Origin of the sequence: Nocardioides sp. Arc9.136, from assembly GCF_030506255.1 — a bacterium.
Taxonomy (GTDB): domain Bacteria; phylum Actinomycetota; class Actinomycetes; order Propionibacteriales; family Nocardioidaceae; genus Nocardioides.
Window position 1 is genome coordinate 140,011 of record NZ_CP113431.1, and the last position, 17,636, is coordinate 157,646.

Here is a 17,636-nt window from a genome sequence, read left to right on the forward strand (position 1 = left end):
AGGTGCTTCCTTGGCACTGCCCACCGTCGCCTCGCTGTGCTCGACACTCGGTCACCACCTCTCGCCGGCCCCGGGCTTCTCGCCGCCCGACACCGAGATCACGGCCGTCCACATCAGCGAGCTCCTCGACCCGGCCGCCTACCTCGCGGGCGGCGAGCTGCTGCTCACCACCGGCCTGGGGCTGCCGGAGGACGAGGCAGCCTGCCGTGCGTACGTCGAACGGCTGGTGGCCGCCGAGACCAGCGCGCTCGCGCTCGGCCTCGGGCCGGTGCACGCGGACCCGCCCGCTCGACTCGCTGCAGCGTGCCGCGCCCTGGGCCTGGTCCTGCTGGTGGTCCCTGCGCCCACGCCGTTCCTGACCGTCTCCACGGCCTACTGGGCGGCCCGCTCACGCTCGACGGAGCAGCAGCTGACCGACGCGGTCGCCGCGCACCGCGCCCTGGTCGACGCCGCGGTCGCCCCCGACCCGGCCGCCGCCATCCTGCGCCGCCTCGCTCGGCTGCTCGGCGGGTGGGCCGCCGTGCTCGGGCCCTCGGGCGAGGTGGACCAGGTCCACCCGCCGTCGATGCAGGAGGACGCCGAGGCGCTGCAGGCGGAGGTCACGCGTCTCGAGATGGCAGGCGTGCACTCCTCGGCCTCCCTCAGCATCGCCGGGAGCGTGGTGGTGGTCTTCCCCCTCGCGGTGCAGGACAGGGTCGTGGGCTACCTGGCGGCCGGGGCACCGGACCAGGTGCATCCGTGGCAGAGACGGGTCATCCTCACGGCTGCCGCCCTCCTCAGCCTCGACGTGCTCCGCAACCAGCGCACGGAGTCCGCCCGCGAGGCGACCCGTCGCTGCGTCGCACTGCTCGTGGACGCCGGCCTCGTCGACGCGGCCCGTCGCTTGGCGGCCGAGGCCGGCGCGCCCTCGCCGGGTCGGGAGCTCCGCGTCGTGGTCGCGCGAGGTCGCGACAGCGAAGGGCTCGTCCAGGCGGTCGAGCGCTGGTGCCCCGACGCCCTGGCGGTGGCGGTGGACCGGTCGATCGCGTGGTTCCTGGTGCCCGACGACCACCCGGACCCTGGCGCGCTCGAGAAGCGGCTCCGCGACGTGGACCGCTCGGTGGCGGCCGCGATGTCGGACCTGGTCGCCGCCGAGGCCGCGGGACCCACGCGGGCGCGACTGCTGCAGGTCGTCGCATCGATGCCGGGCGCGACGGTCGCCCTGCCCCGGTCCGCCGCGCCCGGTGCCCTGCTGGGTGCCCTCGACGTCTTCCTCGCCACCGCTGCCGGGGAGGTGCGCGGTGCGCTCGTCGCCTACCTGCGTCACCGGGGCCAGTGGGAGCAGGCGTCGCGGGAGCTCGGCCTGCACCGCAACACGCTGCGCTACCGCGTCCAGCGGGCTCGAGCCCACCTGGCGGTCGACCTCGACGACCCCGACGTCGCGGCTGAGCTCTGGCTGGCGCTGCGAGCGCGGGGCGTCGCCTGACCCGCAGCGACCTCGTCGTTCCGTCCATCGGAGCGCCCGGATTCGTCGGATCGTCCAAGGACCACCGACGGCGCCGCGCCTACCGTCCTGGCAACCGACCACGACGGAGGAAGTCATGTCGCAGCCCGAGCAGCGGCGCATCGTCGCCACAGCGATCCCCGGCCCCGCATCGACCGCGCTGCAGGAGCAGCGGAGCGCTGAGCTGGCCGGAGGTCTCGGTACCACGATGCCGGTCTTCGTCGAGCGCGCAGGCGGCGGCGTCGTCGTCGACGTCGACGGCAACCACATCATCGACCTGGCCTCGGGCATCGCCGTGACCAGCGTGGGCGCCGCGCACCCGGAGGTGGTCCGCCGCATCACGGAGCAGGCCGAGCGCTTCACCCACACGTGCTTCCTCGTCACGCAGTACGAGGGGTTCGTCGAGGTGGCCGCCGCGCTGAACCGACTCACTCCCGGTGACCACGCGAAGAAGACGGCCCTGTTCACGACGGGATCAGAGGCGGTCGAGAACGCCGTCAAGATCGCCCGCGCCGCCACGGGCCGGCCCGCGGTGGTGGTGCTCGGGCACGCCTACCACGGGCGCACCCTGCTCACGATGTCGATGACGGGGAAGAACGTGCCGTACAAGGACGGCTTCGGTCCCTTCGCCCCCGAGGTCTACCGGGTGCCCTCGCCGTACCCGTTCCGGTGGCCGTCGGGCCCCGAGCACGCCGCGGAGGAAGCGCTGGCCGCGCTCAGGGAGACGGTCCTGACGCAGATCGGTGCGCACAACGTCGCGGCCATCGTCGCCGAGCCGATCCAGGGCGAGGGTGGCTTCATCGTGCCTCCCGCGGGCTACCTGAAGGCGGTCCAGGAGCTCGCCACGGAGCACGGCATCGTCTTCGTCGCCGACGAGATCCAGACGGGGTTCGGCCGCACGGGCGCGATGTTCGCGTGCGAGCACGACGGAGTCGTGCCCGACCTGGTGACGACCGCCAAGGCACTCGCCGGAGGCATGCCCCTCGCGGCGGTGACCGGTCGTGCCGAGCTGATGGACAGCGTTGCTCCCGGCGGCCTCGGCGGGACCTACGCCGGCAACCCCGTCGCCTGCGCGGCGGCGCTCGGCACGCTCGAGGTCATCGAGCGCGACGGCCTGGTGGAGCGGGCTCGCGAGATCGAGGCGAGGGTGCGGCCGCGCCTGGAGGCGCTGCAGGGCGCGGGGTCGCCGGTCGGCGAGGTCCGTGGCCGGGGCGCGATGCTCGCGCTCGAGCTGGTCCGCCCGGGGACGACCGAGCCCGCCCCCGACATCGCGAGGGCGATCGCCGCCCACTGCCACCGCGAAGGAGTGCTCACCCTCGTCTGCGGCACCTTCGGGAACGTCATCCGCCTGCTCCCCCCGCTCGTCATCCCGATGGACCTGCTCGACGAGGCCGTCACGGTCCTCGAGTCGGCCGTCGCGGCAGCGCGATGACCGGCGACGCGTCGTACGACCCGCGGACCGGGAGCGTGGTCGCGACCGCGACCGCCACCACGCCGGAGGAGGTGGGGCTGGCCGCCCGTCGCGCGGCGCAGGTCGCTCCCTCGGTCGCGGCCACCAGCCCACGGCGGCGCCGCCGATGGCTCCACGCGGTGGCCGATGCCCTCGAGGCGCACCGCGAGGAGCTCGTCGCCCTCTCCGACGCCGAGACCGCGCTGGGGTCGGAACGCCTGGGCGGCGAGATCACCCGGGCTGCGAACCAGCTCCGGTTCTACGGCGACGTCGCGGCCGAGGGCTCCTACCTCGGCGTCACCCTGGACCCCGCGACGGCGACCTCGCCCGCCCTCGCCCGCGTGAACCAGCCGCTGGGGCCGGTCGCGGTCTTCGGAGCCAGCAACTTCCCCTTCGCGTTCGGCGTGCTGGGCAACGACACGGCCTGCGCGCTCGCCGCCGGGTGCCCGGTCGTCGTCAAGGCACATCCCGCACACCTGGGCACCAGCGTGCGCCAGGTCGAGATCGCCCACGAGGCGCTCGCCGCGGCGGACGCCCCGGCCGATGTCCTCGACATCGTGGTCGGGCACGACGCGGGGGTCCACCTGGTCCAGGCCCCCGAGGTCAGCGCGGTCGGCTTCACCGGCTCGCAGGCCGGCGGCCTCGCCCTGTGGCGGTTGGCGAACGACCGCGACGAGGTGATCCCCGTCTACGCCGAGATGGGCACGGTGAACCCGGTGGTCGTCACCCGCGCCGCAGCGGCGGACATCGCCACCGTGGCGACCGGGTTCGTGGGTTCCTTCACCCAGGGCCACGGCCAGTTCTGCACCAAGCCGGGCCTGTTCCTGGCGCCGGCGGGCTCCGGTGCCGCCCAGGCGGTCGCCACTGCCCTGCGTGCGGCGGCGCCCCGCCCGGTGATGCTGACGCGGGCGATCGCCGACTCCGTGGTCACCGGCATCTCCGAGATGGAGGCTGCGGGCGCCGAGGTGGTGACGCGCCTCGACCCGCCCGGGTCGACCGGGTGGGTGGCGCCCGCCGCGGTCCTCTCCGCCGGTGCCGACGCGCTCGAGCGGGGGAGCAGGCTCCTCGAGGAGTGCTTCGGCGCGGTCGTGGTCGTGGTCGAGTACGACTCCGACGAGCAGCTCGCCGGCGTGCTGTCGACCCTGCAGCCGTCCCTGGCCGCCAGCCTGGTGACCGGCACCGAGGACGACCCGCAGGCCGCTGCCCTGGTCGAGGTGCTCAGCCGCAAGGTCGGCCGGGTCGCGGTCAACGACTGGCCGACCGGGGTCGCCGTCGCCTGGGCGCAGCAGCACGGCGGCCCGTGGCCCGCGACCTCCGCCCCGGGCGCGACGTCGGTGGGCGCGCACGGACTGGCGCGCTTCGTGCGTCCGGTCGCCTACCAGTCGTCGTACGACGCGTGGTTGCCGCCGGCCGCGCGCGCAGCCAACCCGTGGCGCGTCCCGCGACGGGTCGCGGGTGAGGCACGGGCCGGCGGCTCGGCATGACCCTCCCGCTCGACGGCCTGCTCGTCGCCGACTTCAGCCGGGTGCTGGCCGGCCCGCTGGCGGCCGCGACCCTCGCCGACCTCGGTGCCGTGGTCGTCAAGGTGGAGCGGCCCGGCTCCGGCGACGACACGCGTCACTGGGGGCCACCCTGGACGGAGTCCTCGAGCTCGTACTTCGAGTGCGCCAACCGCTCGAAGCGATCCGTCGAGCTCGACCTCGCCGACCCTGCCGACCTGGTCCTCGCCCGACGGCTCGCCGCGCGCTGCGACGTCCTCGTCGAGAACTTCCGCACCGGCACCCTCGAGCGGCGCGGCCTGGGCTACACCGACGTCGCCGCGGTGAACCCCGCGGTGGTCTACGCCTCGATCACCGGCTTCGGGAGCCGCGGCGGTGCCGACCTCGCCGGCTACGACTTCCTGGTCCAGGCGGTGGGTGGGCTGATGAGCATCACCGGGGACGAGGAGCCGACCAAGGCCGGGGTCGCCCTCGTCGACGTGCTGACCTCGAAGGACGCCGTGGTCGCGATCCTGGCCGCGCTCCGGGCCCGAGAGGCGCTCGGGCGTGGTCAGCACGTCGAGGTCAACCTGCTCTCGAGCCTGCTCGGCTCACTGGCCAACCAGGCCTCGGCGTACCTCACGACGGGCGAGCTGCCGCGACGGATGGGGAACCGGCACCCGTCCATCGCTCCGTACGAGACGCTCGCCGCCCGGGACGGGCACGTGGCCGTGTGCTGCGGCAACGACCAGCAGTTCGGAAGGCTCGTCGAGGTCCTCGGCGTGCCCGGTCTGTCGCGGGACCCGCGGTTCGCGACCAACGCCGACCGCGTGGCGCACCGCGACGACCTGGTCCGCGTGCTCGAGGCCGCGCTGGCGGCGGACACGGTGGACGGGTGGACTCAGCGGCTCGGGGCGGCCGGCGTACCGGCCGGCGGGGTGGGCTCGGTCGGCGACGCCTTCGACCTCGCCGAGCGTCTCGGCCTGCGCCCGACCGTCGCGGTGGGGGACGACCGCCCGCGCCAGGTGCGGAGCCCGCTCACGTTCTCGGCCACCCCGATCACCGGCTACGCGGCGCCGCCGCTGCTGGGCGAACACAACGACGACGTCCGCCGTTGGCTGACCAAGGAGATCGACTGATGAGCACCAGCAACCTGCCCGCCTTCGAGCCGCTCGACCCGGTGGGCATCGACGACCTGCTCACCCCGGACGAGAAGGCCGTGCGGGCCTCGGTCCGGCACCTGTGCGCGGAGCGGGTCGACCCGTTCGTGGCGGACTGGTTCGAGCGGGGCGTCGTCGACGACGTCCGCGGGCTGGCCAAGGAGCTCGGCGCGCTGGGCCTCCTGGGCATGCACCTGGAGGGCTACGGGTGCGCCGGCATGTCCGCCACCGAGTACGGCCTCGCGTGCCTCGAGCTGGAGGCGAGCGACTCGGGCATCCGGTCGCTCGTGTCGGTCCAGGGGTCGCTGGCGATGTACGCCATCTGGCGGTGGGGATCGGAGGAGCACAAGCTCGAGTGGTTGCCTCGCATGGCCTCCGGCGAGGCGATCGGGTGCTTCGGACTGACCGAGCCCGACATCGGCTCCGACCCGGGCAGCATGCGGACCCGCGCACGTCGCGACGGGTCGGACTGGGTCCTCGACGGTCGGAAGATGTGGATCACCAACGGCTCCGTGGCCGACGTGGCGGTCGTCTGGGCGCAGACCGACGAGGGGGTGCGGGGCTTCGTCGTGCCCACGACGACCCCCGGGTTCAGCGCGCCGGAGATCAAGCACAAGCAGTCGCTGCGCGCCTCCGTGACCAGCGAGCTGGTGCTCGACGGGGTCCGCCTCCCCGACGCCGCTGCCCTCCCCGAGGTCCGCGGCCTCCGCGGGCCGCTCAGCTGCCTGAACGAGGCCCGCTTCGGGATCGTGTGGGGCTCGATGGGCGCGGCGCGCTCGTCCCTGGCGGCAGCGCTGTCCTACGCCGGCGAGCGGGTCCAGTTCGGTCGCCCGGTCTCGGGGTTCCAGCTGACCCAGCAGAAGCTGGTCGAGATGAACCTCGAGTACACCAAGGGCGTGCTCCTGGCCCTGCACCTCGGGCGCCGCAAGGACGCCGGCACGCTGCGTCCGGAGCAGGTCAGCCTCGGCAAGCTCAACAACGTCCGGGAGGCGCTGGAGATCTGCCGGACCGCCCGGACCGTGCTGGGCGCGAACGGCATCTCGCTGGAGTACCCGGTGATCCGGCACATGAACAACCTCGAGTCGGTGCTGACCTACGAAGGCACCGTCGAGATGCACACCCTCGTCGTCGGTCAGGCGATGACCGGACAGGCCGCGTTCCGCTGACGCGGACCCGCCCGCCGCGCCCGGCCCGTCCGCCGGTCGCGGCGGGCGCGCGGCCCGGCGTTCCCCACCTCGGCCGGAGCCGGACCCACGGCTGACCCGAGGCGCTGCAGCGCGCCTCCGCACGCGGGCCGCCCGTCGGTCACGACGTGACCCGGGCCACGTCGTAACCGAATTGTTACCTCCCCGGTCTGGCCTCGTCATGGAACTGGTGAGAACGTTATCGCACTCAGTGAGAACGTTCTCGCATCCCTCGACACCATGGAAGTAGAGACCAGTGACTTCTCTCGCCCTTCCCCTCCGCCCTGTCGCACCGGACATCGCGCCGACGCTCCGCACGACCGTCGGCCAGCGCTCGTTGACCCAGGAGATCGCCTCCGAGGTCGTCCGTCGGGACCTCGACACGGTGTTCTTCGTCGGCATGGGGGGCTCGTGGGCCTCCTCGGTGCCGGCCACCTTGAGCCTGACCGGGACGGCCACCGGTCTGGCGGTGCACAACGTCAACGCGGCCGAGTTCGTGCTCACCCACCTCGACCGCGTCGGTCCCCGCTCGCTGGTGGTGGCCTCCTCGCACTCGGGTGGGACGCCGGAGACCGTGGCGGCGGCGCAAGCGGCTGCGAAGGCGGGTGCCCACGTCGTGTCGGTCGCCCGGGACGCCGACAACCCGCTCGCCGAGGCGGCGCGGCACCAGCTCGTCTACGGCAGCGAGAAGACCGCGACCAGCGCGAAGTACGAGCTGCTCGAGGAGCTCAGCTGCTCGATCTTCGAGGCGACCGGCGCCGGCGTCGACGTGGCCGCGGTCCGCGCCGGCCTCGACGCCATCGCTGACGCGACGGTCGCGGCCGTCGAGGCCACCGAGGAGCAGACCCGCGCCGCCGTCGCGAAGATCTACGACGCCGACAACGTCTTCGTGCTCGGCACCGGTCGCCTGCTGGGCCTCGCCTACATGCTGTCGGTCTGCTACCTCGTCGAGATGCAGCGCCAGAAGTCGACGCACTTCAACAGCGCGGACTTCTTCCACGGTCCGTTCGAGATGGTCGACGAGCAGAGCACGCCGGTGATCCACCTCGCCGGTGAGGACGAGACCCGGCCGATCTCCGAGCGGGTCGACCGCTTCCTGGGGCGCTACGGCCGTGACCACTACGTCCTCGACTCCGCGGCGCTCCCCCTGCCCGGTGTCCCGGACGAGGTGCGCGGCAGGGTCGCGCACATCGCCATGGCCTCGGTCGCATCCCGGATCGCCTACCACTTCGAGCCGATGACCGGGCACGACCTCGACATCCGCCGGTACATGTACAAGGTCGAGTACTGAGCCGATGACACGCATCTGCGGGGTCGGCGACAACGTCGTCGACCGGTACCTCGAGACCGGGTTGATGTACCCGGGGGGAAGTGCGGTGAACGTCGCCGTGCACGCCCGGCGCCTCGGCGCCTCGGCCGGGTACGTCGGCATCCTGGGCGACGACGAGGCGGCGACCCACGTCCTCAAGTCGTTGCTCGACGAGGGCGTCGACGTCTCGCGCGTCCGCCACGAGGCGCACCCCAACTCCTTCGCCGACGTGACGCTCGACCCGGACGGCAACCGCGTGTTCGGCGAGTTCGTCCCGCCGGTCGGTCGTCTCGAGCTGGACGAGGACGACCTCGCCTACCTTCGCGGCAGCGACTGGCTGCACACCGGCCACAGCAGCTTCACCCTCTCCGAGGTGCCGACGCTCGGGTCGCTGGCGCCGGTGGTCTTCGACTTCTCGTACAAGAGCCTCGAGTGGGCAGCCCCGGTGCTCCCGCACGTGACCGCGGCGTTCTTCTCGCGCGGCGAGGCCGACGACGAGCAGTGCGTCGCCCTGATCGAGGAGGTCCGTGCGCTCGGCCCCGGCCTGGTCGTCGTCACCCGCGGCGCGCGGGGGTCGGTGGTCTGGCGGGAGGGTGACGTCGTCCACCTCGAGCCGGCCGCGCCGGCCGCGCCGATCGACACCCTCGGTGCCGGCGACGCCTACCTGGCGGCGATGCTCTGCGCACTCGCGGAACACCGCGGGCTCGACGTCGCCGCTGCCGAGGCGGCGGCGTACGCAGCAACGGTCTGCGAGCACTTCGGGGCGTTCGGACACGCCGTACCCATCCATCAGCCGACCGAGGAGGCGACACGATGACCGCGACACCGCCCACCCCCGTGCTCGACGTGGCAGACGTCACCAAGAGCTACGGGCACGTGCAGGCCCTCCGGGGGGTGGACCTCCAGGTCCGCCCCGGCGAGGTCCACGCCCTCGTGGGGGACAACGGGGCCGGCAAGTCCACCCTGATGAAGATCATCGCGGGAGCCGTCCCACCCACGTCGGGCACGGTCTCGGTCCGCGGGGACCGGGTGAGCTTCGCCAGCCCGTCGGAGGCCCAGGCCGCCGGGATCGAGACGGTCTACCAGGACCTCGCGCTCGCGCCCACCCTGACTCCGGGCGAGAACCTCTACCTCGGGCGCGAGATCCCGCGGAAGGGCCTGCTCGGCAGGCTCGGCTTCATCGACCGCCGGTCGATGAACCGGTCGGCCGAGGAGCAGCTGACCTCGCTCGGCGCCAGCCTCCAGTCGCTCAGCAACGAGGTCGGGTCGCTCTCCGGTGGGCAGAGGCAGGCCGTGGCCGTCGCCCGCGCCTCGCTGTGGGGCAGCGCGCTGATCATGCTCGACGAGCCGACCGCGGCGCTCGGGGTCTCCCAGACCGAGCAGGTGCTCCGGCTCGTCGAGCGACTGCGCGACGAGCGCGGCCTCGCCGTGCTCCTGATCTCCCACAGCATGCCCGACGTCTTCCGGGTCGCCGACCGGGTGACCGTGCTCCGCCTCGGCCGCACGGTCCTGACCGCGGAGACCTCGACCCTGAGCACGAACGACCTCATCGCCGCGATGACCGGTGTCACGACCGGCCTCGCCCCGGCCACGCAGGGAGGTGCGGCATGACCGTCACCATCGAACCGACCCCGGGCGTCGACGACCCCATGCCGGAGCCGGACCACCGGCCGGGCCTCGGAACGCGGCTGCTCGCCAGCCAGCGCTTCTCCAACGTCACGATCTTCGGCCTGCTGCTGCTGATCGTCGTGTTCTTCAGCATCGTCACGCCGAACGGCTCGTTCCTGTCGAACTTCAACCTGACGAGCATCGCGCTGTCGGGCTCCCAGCTGCTGCTGCTGGCGGCCGGTGTGACGTACCTGCTCATCGCCGCCGGGCTCGACCTCTCCGTCGGAGCGATCGTCGTCTTCTCCTCGGTGCTCGCGGTGAAGCTGATGGTCAACCTCACCGCGGGCCTGGCCGACACGACGTCCGGGGGAGTCGAGCTCTGGTCCCGGATGCTCCTCGCCCTCGGCGCCGGACTGCTCACCGGCGCGGCCTGGGGCCTGGTCAACGGCCTGCTCGTCGTGAAGTCGAAGATCCCCTCGTTCATCGTCACCCTCGCGACCAGCACGATCATCCTGGGCCTGGCGCAGGTGTGGACCGGCGGCATCAACGTCAGCGGCGTGCCGCCGGCGCTCAGCACGTCCTTCGGCCTCGGGAAGGTCCTCGGGATCCCGTGGCCGGTGGTCGTCTCCTTCGCGGTGACCGGCGTCCTGTGGGTGATCCTGGCCGGGACGCGCTTCGGCATGCGGACCTACGCGATCGGGGCCAACCCCGAGGCCGCCCGCCGGGCCGGCATCAACGTCGATCGGCACCTGCTGGTGCTCTACACCCTCGTCGGGGTGCTGGCGGGCCTGGTCGGGATGATCGACATCGCCCGCTTCACCACCGCCTCGGTGACCGGGTACAGCACGATCGCCCTCCAGGCGATCACCGCGGTGATCATCGGAGGCACCTCGCTGTGGGGCGGGCGGGGCAAGATGTCGGGCACCGTCGTCGGCGCCTTCATCCCGGCCACGCTCACGAGCGGCTTCGTGATCATGAACCTCCAGCCCTTCTGGCAGAACGTCGCCATCGGCTGCGTCCTCATCTTCGCCGTCTTCGTCGACCAGTACCGGCGTCGGGCGGTGAACACCCTGTGACCAACGGACCGGGGATCTCGGACACGCACCACATCCAACTGTCGTGCCGTCGGCCGACCAGCGAGAGGAACCGACCATGAAGCACCCCTGGCACAAGATCGCCGTCCTGACCCTGGCCGGGCTGGCGTTGACCGCCTGCTCGACCGAGGAGGACACCGCCGCCTCGGCCTCGCCAGGAGGCGATGCGGGCGACATCAAGGTCGTGATGCTGCTCAACGACCAGTTCGACCCGTACTACCTGACGCTGGTCAAGGGCGCCGAGGAGAAGGCGGAGGAGCTCGGCATCGACTTCTCCTGGCAGGCTCCGACGACGCTGGACGTGGCGAGCCAGACCCAGCTGCTGCAGTCGATCGCCGCGACGAAGCCCGACGGGATCATCATGTCGGCCCTCGACGCCGACGCGATGGTCGCACCGATGAAGCAGGTCCAGGACTCGGGGATCCCGATCGTCACCGTCGACAGCGACGTCAACGACGCCTCCGCCCGCCTCGCGACCTTCAAATCCGACGGCAAGGTCAACGGGGAGATGGCCGCCGACGAGATGGCCGAGCTGCTGGGCGGGGAGGGGAAGGTCGGGTACGTCGGCTACACCCCCGGCATCCAGAGCGTCGACATCCGCCTCCAGGGCTGGACCGAACAGCTCGAGGAGCACGCCGGCCTCGACAACGAGGGCGAGCAGTACGCCGGCGCGGACATCGCCGAGAACGCCGCCAAGGCCTCGGCGCTGCTGTCCCGCGTCCCGGACCTGGCCGGCATCTACGCCTCCTGGACCAATGCGACCATCGGCGCGGCCAACGCCGTCCAGCAGGCCGGGAAGAGCGAGGACGTCGTCGTCATCGGCGTCGACGCCTCGCCCGACGAGGTCGCCCTGCTCCAGCAGGGTCAGGTCGACGCGCTCATGGTCCAGAAGCCCTACGACATGGGCAAGGACGCGGTCGAGGCGCTCGTGGAGCACGCCCAGGGTGGCGAGGACCCCGACAGCGAGAACCTCTACGACGTCGTGATCGCCACACCCGAGAACGTCGACGACCCCGACATCAGCCAGTACCTCTACGTGAAGCCGGAAAGCGAGTAGACCCGTGACCCGACTTGGGATTGACGTGGGCGGGACGTTCACGGACGTCGTCGTCCTGCACGAGGACGGCCGCCGTGTCGTCGAGAAGGTGCCGAGCACGCCGGAGGACGCCTCGATCGGCATCCTGCGCGGCATCGAGCAGATCCAGGCGACGCGGGGCGTCGACGTCGGGGAGCTGGACGTCTTCTGCCACGGATCGACCGTCGCGACCAACGCGCTGCTCGAGTCCAAGCTCCCGCGCACGGCCCTCGTGGTCACCCGCGGGTTCCGCGACGTGCTCGAGATCGGCACCCAGCTGCGCAGTGACCTCTTCGACCTCCGGGTCGCGAAGCCCCGTCCCTACGTCCCCCGGTCGCGGGTGATCGAGGTCGACGAGCGCGTCGACCGCCTGGGCGGCGTCGTGCGGCCCCTCGGGGACGCCGAGGTCGAGCGCATCGTCGAGGCCGTCCGGGCCGCGGACGTCGAGGCCTGCGCCGTCACCCTGCTGTTCGGGTTCCGCAACGACGAGCACGAGCGACGGCTCGCCGACGCCCTGCGCGCGGCGATGCCGGAGCTCTCGGTCGCGGTGAGCAGCGAGGTGGCCCCGGAGATCAAGGAGTACCCCCGCGCCTGCACCACGGTGGTCAGCGCAGCGCTGCGACCGCTTGTGGCGCGCTACATGGCCGGGATCCTGGCCGGCCTCGAGCCGGCCGGGGTCACCTGCCCGACGTTCATCATGCAGTCCAACGGTGGCGTGATGAAGGTGACCGAGGCAGCGGAGAACGCGCACCGGATGGTGCTCTCCGGCCCCGCCGCCGGCGTCCTCGCAGCCACCCAGGTGGCCGCGCAGTCGAGCTATCCGCACCAGATCACCTTCGACATGGGCGGTACCTCGACCGACATCTGCCTGGTCCACGAGGGCAGGGCGCGCGTCGAGCGGGAGAGCCTCTTCGAGGGGCGGCCGATGCTGGTGCCGCAGTTCGACATCCACACGATCGGCTCCGGCGGCGGCTCCCTGGCGTACGTCGACGAGGCGGGCGGCCTGCACGTCGGGCCGGAGAGCGCGGGCGCCGTGCCCGGGCCCGCCTGCTACGGCCGCGGCGGGACCCGCCCGACGACCACCGACGCGCAGCTGGTCCTCGGCCGGATCGACCCGGCGTCGTTCCTCGGGGGAGAGATGAGCCTCGACCTCGAGGCGGCGCGCCTCGCGGTGAAGACCCACGTCGCCGACCCGCTCGGCGTGGACGTCGACACCGCGGCCATCGGGATCCTCGACGTCGCCGACGCGGTGATGGCCCGCGGCGTGCGCGTCGTCAGCGTCAACCGCGGGTACGACCCGCGGGACTTCCACCTGCTGCCGTTCGGCGGGGCGGGCCCGATGCACGCCCTCAGCGTGGGCGCCCTCGTCGACGTGGGAGCCGTGCTCGTCCCACCGAACCCGGGCACGTTCTCGGCCGTCGGCCTGGCGGGGTCGGACATCAAGTACAGCTTCGTCCGAGTCGTCGACGTCGACGTCGCGGACCTGGACGTCGCCGACGTGGAGGCCACCTACGCCGACCTGCAGTCCGCAGCCGCCGACCGCTTCGCCGGCTCGGGGGTCGCCCGGGTCGACCACATCCGACTGGCGCGCTTCCGCTACGCCTGGCAGGACAACGACGTCGAGGTGATCGTCGAGGGCCCGGTCCTCGACGAGAACGCCCTGCAGCAGGCCGTCAAGCAGTTCCACGAGCAGCACCACTTCGAGTTCGGCCACAGCAACGTCGAGGACCGGGTCGAGCTCGTCGCCGTGGGCCTCGAGGCCTACGGCCTCCTCGACACCAGCGCCAGCGGCGCGGTCGTGCCCGTCCAGGGGACCGCTGAGCCCGCCGAGCACCGCGAGGTCTACTTCAAGGGCCCCGGACGTGTGCAGACACCGGTGTACCTGCGGCCGGCGCTACCGCCGGGGACGGTGATCGCCGGGCCGGCCATCATCGAGGAGCGCGAGGCCACGACGGTCGTCATCCCGGACACGACGGTGCGCGTCGACGACGACCTCAACCTGCTGATCACCTACAACGACCGTGAAGGGGCCTGACGCCATGACTGCCACGACGGACGCGGTCGGCGAGCGCCTCGCCGATCCGATCACCACGGAGGTCGTCCGCCACGCCCTCGAGACCATCGCCGAGGAGATGGGCACTGCGCTGCGGCGCACCGCCCTCAGCGTGGTCGTCAAGGACATGCGCGACTACTCCTGCGCGCTCTTCGACGCGCAGGGCCGGATGCTCGCAGCGGCCCTGGACATCCCCAGCCTGCTGGCCTCCATGGCGCCCGCGCTCCAGTCCTGCCTCGAGAAGTGGGGCGACGACATCGAGCCCGGCGACGTCTTCATCAACAACCACCCCTACCTGGGTGCCTGCCAGACGAACGACATCAACATCTTCGCGCCGGTGTTCGACGCGCAGGACGTGCTGGTGGGGTTCACCGGCGTGATCGCCCACCACGCCGACTGGGGCGGCCGCACGCCCGGCACCGCGGCGGCTCGCTCGGAGTCGGCGTACGAGGAGGGTGTGCTGCTGCCGGCGCTCAAGGTGGAGGTAGCCGGCAGGCCCAACACGACGGTGCTCGACATCATGAACGCCAACGTCCGGCACCCCGCCCAGAACGTCGGCGACCTGCGTGCGCAGGTGGCGGCGGCCCGGTCGGGCGGCACCAGGTTCGCCGCCCTCGCCGAGAAGTTCGGGACCCCGGTGCTGCTCGCCGCGATCGACGAGCTGTTCGGCTACACGGTGCGCCGCACCCGCGCGGAGCTCGCCAAGCTCCCCGACGGTGACTACCGCGCCGAGGGCTACCTCGACAACGACGGCCTCGACCTGGGCTCGCCGGTCAAGATGGTCGTCACGGCGACGATCGAGGGCGACCGGATCCACTTCGACTTCACGGGGTCGGACCCGCAGATGCGGGGCGGGATGAACATCCCGAACTCCACCCTGCGGTCGGTGGTCCACTACGCGGTGAAGTGCCTGATGCCCGCCGACGTGCCGTTCAACGAGGGCTCGCTGGCCCCGGTCACCCTGCACGCCCCGTCGGGCACCGCGGTGAACCCGGACTTCCCGGCAGCGGTCGGCGACCGGCACCTCGCCTCGCAGCGACTCGCGTCGATCGTGACGCGTGCGCTCGCGGAGGCCGCCCCGGACCGGGCCTCGGCGGAGTGGTTCGTCGGGTGGCCCGTGCTCGTGTGCGAGTCCCGCTCGCCGAAGTCGGGTGAGGGCGTGGTCCTGCTCGCGAACGTCGCCGGGGGCGCCGGCGCCTGCGCCGAGCACGACGGCGCCGACGCCCTCGACGTGCACATGGCGAACTGCCAGCTGATCCCGGCCGAGGTGATCGAGTCGTCCTACGAGCTCCGCGTCGAGCAGTACGCGCTGATCCCGGACTCCGGCGGAGCGGGTCGCTACCGAGGCGGCCTCGGCATCCGAGCCGACTACCGCAACATCTCCGAGAAGCCCCTGCACTTCCTCTCCGAGGCCGAGCAGACCCGCCCGGAGTACGCACCGCTCGGCCTCGACGGCGGACGGCCCGGCCGCTCGGCGTCGCTCGCCCTCATCGACGAGGACGGCCACGAGGCCGCGCTGCCGGTCAAGGGCCAGGGCGTCGCGGCGCCCGGGCAGGTCGTCAGCCTGCGCGCCGGCGGGGGCGGCGGGTACGGCGATCCGGCGTCGCGCCCGGCCGAGGCCCTGGCCGCCGACGTGCGCGACGGGCGCGTCAGCGAGGAGGGGGCCGCCCACTACGAGGTGGCGTCGCGGTGACGGTCGACTTCGATCGGCTCTGGCACGTCGGGGTCGTCGTGGGTGACCTCGAGCAGGCGATGGAGCAGCTGGCGGACTCCTTCGGGCACGACTGGGCGACCGTCCTGGAGCGGGAGGTGCCGGTGCACGTCGTCGGCGGGACGCAGAGCAGCCGCGTGCGCTGGACGGCCTCGCGCGGGGGGCCGCCCCAGTGGGAGGTCATCCAGGCCGAGTCCGGGGTCTGGTCGGTCGACGCCAACCCGGGCGGCGGCCTGCACCACCTGGCCTACTGGAGCGACGACCTCGCCGGCGACAGTGCGGCGCTCCAGGCGCAGGGGTACCGCCTCGAGGCGTGGGGCGACGACGAGCACGGGACCACGCGCTTCATCTACCTGCTGGGACCGAACGGCCTGCGGATCGAGATCGGCGCGGCCGAGACGCGGCCGGCCTGGGAGGAGTGGACGTCCGGTGGCGACTACGGCATCCGGTTCTGACGTGCTCGCTGGTGGTGTCGCGCACGTCGGCGTCGTCGTCGACGACCTGGAGGCGGCCATGGCCGACCTGCCGGTCGTGGGTGCGTGGAGCAGCGTGCTGGAGTGGGACACCACGGTGCGTCGGGCCCACGGCTCGATCGAGCGCCGACCCGTCCGTTTCGTGACGGCCGCCGGTGCACCCGCGCACCTGAAGCTCATCGAGTCGGCGCCCGGCAGCGTCTGGGCGCCGACCGGCGGGGTGCAGCAGCTGCACCACCTGACGTACTGGGTCGCCGACCTGGGCGCGGCGACGGCCCAGCTGCACGCCGCGGGCTACCGGACCGAGGCCGACGGCCTCGAGGAGGACGGCAGCGTCCGCTTCCGCTACCTGGTGAGCCCGCTGGGTGTGCGCATCGAGCTCGGTCTCCTGGCCAACAAGGCCGCCTTCGACTCCTGGGCCTCCGGCGGGGACCACGCCTGAGGGTGGTCAGGGAGCGGCGGGCGTCGCGGGGGCCGTCGACCCGCGGACCAGGAACGAGGTGGGCAGCAGGATCCGGCGCGGCTCCTGGTCGTCGCCCGCGATCCGCTCCAGCAGGCGCTGGGCGGCGCGGGCCCCGATCTCGTGGACCGGTTGCTCGACCAGCGTGAGAGCGGGGCGGACGAGCGTCGTCCAGTCCAGGTTGTCGAAGCCCACGAAGGACAGGTCGCCCGGCAGGTCGAGGTCGAGCTCGCGGACCGCGCGGAACCCGCCGACCGTCATCACGTTGTCGATGGTGACCAGCGCGCTGGGGCGGTCGGAGCGGGAGAGCAGCTGGCGAGCGCACTCCACCGCGCCGTCCACCTCGTACGTCCCGGTCCGGCAGACCAGGGTCGGGTCGACCGGCACGCCGGCCGCCCGGTGCGCGCGGAGGTAGCCGAGGAGCCGGGCGGCGCTGGCGTTGAGCTCGCCTCGGTCCCGGTCGAGACCAGGGCCGAGCAACGTCTGCCAGTCCGCCTCGCGCTCGATGCGGAGCTCGGCCAGGATGCCGATCCGGCGGTGCCCCAGCTCGAGCAGGTGGGAGACCGCGAGCTCGGTGGCGCGGACGTCGTCGACCGTCACCACGTCGGCGCTCAGCATCGAGCTGATCCGGTCGATCAGGACGACGGGAGTGCCGCGTTCCTGCGCCGTCGCCAGGTGGGCGACCTCGCAGACGTCCGCGGCGGAGACCACCATCCCGTCCACCCGCTTGTCCATGAGCAGGGCGATCGCCTCGCGCTCGGTGGCGACGTCCTCGTCGGTGTTGACGAGGAGGATGTCGAAGCCGGCCTTCTTGGCCTCGTCGGTGACGCCTCGGACGACACCGGCGAAGAACGGGCTGGAGATGTCGGCGCAGACGACGCCGATGGTGTTGGTCCGGCGGGTGATCATGCTGCGGGCGACGCTGTTGGGCCGGTAGCCGATCTCCTCGGTGGCGGCCTGCACCCGGGCGCGCGTCTCGTCACTGACACGGCCGTAGTTGCCGAGCGCCCGGCTGGCGGTCGCGACCGAGACCCCGGCGACACGAGCGACGTCGCGGATCGTCGGGTTCCGTCCGGGCTCGCGCACATGAGAACGTTA

At 72.6% G+C, this 17,636-nt stretch carries 15 protein-coding genes; 14 read left to right on the forward strand and 1 reads right to left on the reverse strand.

The annotated features are described in order from the left end of the window. Positions 1-10: 10 nt before the first annotated feature. From OSR43_RS00700 to OSR43_RS00765, 14 genes are all read left to right on the forward strand, one after another. Positions 11-1,465, forward strand: a complete 1,455-nt coding sequence (locus OSR43_RS00700) for a PucR family transcriptional regulator (protein WP_302269000.1) — start codon at positions 11-13, stop codon at positions 1,463-1,465. Between the two features lie 115 nt (positions 1,466-1,580). Next, positions 1,581-2,915: a 4-aminobutyrate--2-oxoglutarate transaminase gene (gabT, locus tag OSR43_RS00705; protein WP_302269002.1), complete on the forward strand. Its 1,335-nt coding sequence runs from the start codon at positions 1,581-1,583 to the stop codon at positions 2,913-2,915. Then, entirely contained in the window at positions 2,912-4,417 is a 1,506-nt protein-coding gene (locus tag OSR43_RS00710; RefSeq protein ID WP_302269003.1) for an aldehyde dehydrogenase family protein, read from the forward strand. The genes gabT and OSR43_RS00710 overlap by 4 nt, the downstream gene beginning before the upstream one ends. Next, positions 4,414-5,550: a CaiB/BaiF CoA-transferase family protein gene (locus tag OSR43_RS00715; RefSeq protein ID WP_302269004.1), complete on the forward strand. Its 1,137-nt coding sequence runs from the start codon at positions 4,414-4,416 to the stop codon at positions 5,548-5,550. The genes OSR43_RS00710 and OSR43_RS00715 overlap by 4 nt, the downstream gene beginning before the upstream one ends. Next, positions 5,547-6,737: an acyl-CoA dehydrogenase family protein gene (locus OSR43_RS00720; protein WP_302271756.1), complete on the forward strand. Its 1,191-nt coding sequence runs from the start codon at positions 5,547-5,549 to the stop codon at positions 6,735-6,737. Before OSR43_RS00715 ends, OSR43_RS00720 begins: the two co-directional genes overlap by 4 nt. A gap of 274 nt (positions 6,738-7,011) precedes the next feature. Next, complete coding sequence (locus OSR43_RS00725; protein ID WP_302269005.1) at positions 7,012-8,046, forward strand: SIS domain-containing protein; 1,035 nt, start codon at positions 7,012-7,014, stop codon at positions 8,044-8,046. A gap of 4 nt (positions 8,047-8,050) precedes the next feature. Further along, positions 8,051-8,881 carry a PfkB family carbohydrate kinase gene (locus OSR43_RS00730; RefSeq protein WP_302269007.1) on the forward strand — a complete coding sequence of 277 codons (831 nt, stop codon included), beginning with the start codon at positions 8,051-8,053 and terminating at the stop codon, positions 8,879-8,881. Then, positions 8,878-9,675, forward strand: coding sequence for an ATP-binding cassette domain-containing protein (locus OSR43_RS00735; RefSeq protein WP_302269008.1), 798 nt, complete (start codon positions 8,878-8,880; stop codon positions 9,673-9,675). The genes OSR43_RS00730 and OSR43_RS00735 overlap by 4 nt, the downstream gene beginning before the upstream one ends. After that, a complete protein-coding gene (locus OSR43_RS00740) occupies positions 9,672-10,748 on the forward strand; it encodes an ABC transporter permease (protein WP_302269010.1) in 1,077 nt (358 codons plus the stop codon). Before OSR43_RS00735 ends, OSR43_RS00740 begins: the two co-directional genes overlap by 4 nt. 76 nt (positions 10,749-10,824) lie before the next feature. Further along, on the forward strand, positions 10,825-11,823 hold the full coding sequence (locus tag OSR43_RS00745; RefSeq protein ID WP_302269011.1) for an ABC transporter substrate-binding protein: 999 nt from the start codon (positions 10,825-10,827) through the stop codon (positions 11,821-11,823). Positions 11,824-11,827: 4 nt separating this feature from the next. Then, a complete protein-coding gene (locus OSR43_RS00750; RefSeq protein ID WP_302269012.1) occupies positions 11,828-13,876 on the forward strand; it encodes a hydantoinase/oxoprolinase family protein in 2,049 nt (682 codons plus the stop codon). A 4-nt stretch (positions 13,877-13,880) separates the two neighbouring features. Beyond that, the gene (locus OSR43_RS00755) at positions 13,881-15,587 is read left to right on the forward strand and encodes a hydantoinase B/oxoprolinase family protein (RefSeq protein ID WP_302269013.1); all 1,707 of its coding nucleotides are present in this window, start codon (positions 13,881-13,883) and stop codon (positions 15,585-15,587) included. Further along, positions 15,584-16,060 carry a VOC family protein gene (locus OSR43_RS00760; protein ID WP_302269014.1) on the forward strand — a complete coding sequence of 159 codons (477 nt, stop codon included), beginning with the start codon at positions 15,584-15,586 and terminating at the stop codon, positions 16,058-16,060. Before OSR43_RS00755 ends, OSR43_RS00760 begins: the two co-directional genes overlap by 4 nt. 1 nt (position 16,061) lies before the next feature. Continuing rightward, positions 16,062-16,520 carry a VOC family protein gene (locus tag OSR43_RS00765; protein WP_302269015.1) on the forward strand — a complete coding sequence of 153 codons (459 nt, stop codon included), beginning with the start codon at positions 16,062-16,064 and terminating at the stop codon, positions 16,518-16,520. A 6-nt stretch (positions 16,521-16,526) separates the two neighbouring features. Here OSR43_RS00765 and OSR43_RS00770 read toward each other — a convergent pair whose 3' ends face one another. Beyond that, positions 16,527-17,624 carry a LacI family DNA-binding transcriptional regulator gene (locus OSR43_RS00770; protein ID WP_302269016.1) on the reverse strand — a complete coding sequence of 366 codons (1,098 nt, stop codon included), beginning with the start codon at positions 17,622-17,624 and terminating at the stop codon, positions 16,527-16,529. Positions 17,625-17,636: the final 12 nt, after the last annotated feature.

Bases quoted from the DNA above. Each gene is read 5' to 3' on its own strand.
- OSR43_RS00710 (WP_302269003.1), top strand. From the start codon at position 2,912: ATGACCGGCGACGCGTCGTACGACCCGCGGACCGGGAGCGTGGTCGCG.
- OSR43_RS00755 (WP_302269013.1), top strand. From the start codon at position 13,881: ATGACTGCCACGACGGACGCGGTCGGCGAGCGCCTCGCCGATCCGATC.
- OSR43_RS00745 (WP_302269011.1), top strand. From the start codon at position 10,825: ATGAAGCACCCCTGGCACAAGATCGCCGTCCTGACCCTGGCCGGGCTG.
- OSR43_RS00730 (WP_302269007.1), top strand. From the start codon at position 8,051: ATGACACGCATCTGCGGGGTCGGCGACAACGTCGTCGACCGGTACCTC.
- OSR43_RS00735 (WP_302269008.1), top strand. From the start codon at position 8,878: ATGACCGCGACACCGCCCACCCCCGTGCTCGACGTGGCAGACGTCACC.
- gabT (WP_302269002.1), top strand. From the start codon at position 1,581: ATGTCGCAGCCCGAGCAGCGGCGCATCGTCGCCACAGCGATCCCCGGC.
- OSR43_RS00740 (WP_302269010.1), top strand. From the start codon at position 9,672: ATGACCGTCACCATCGAACCGACCCCGGGCGTCGACGACCCCATGCCG.
- OSR43_RS00715 (WP_302269004.1), top strand. From the start codon at position 4,414: ATGACCCTCCCGCTCGACGGCCTGCTCGTCGCCGACTTCAGCCGGGTG.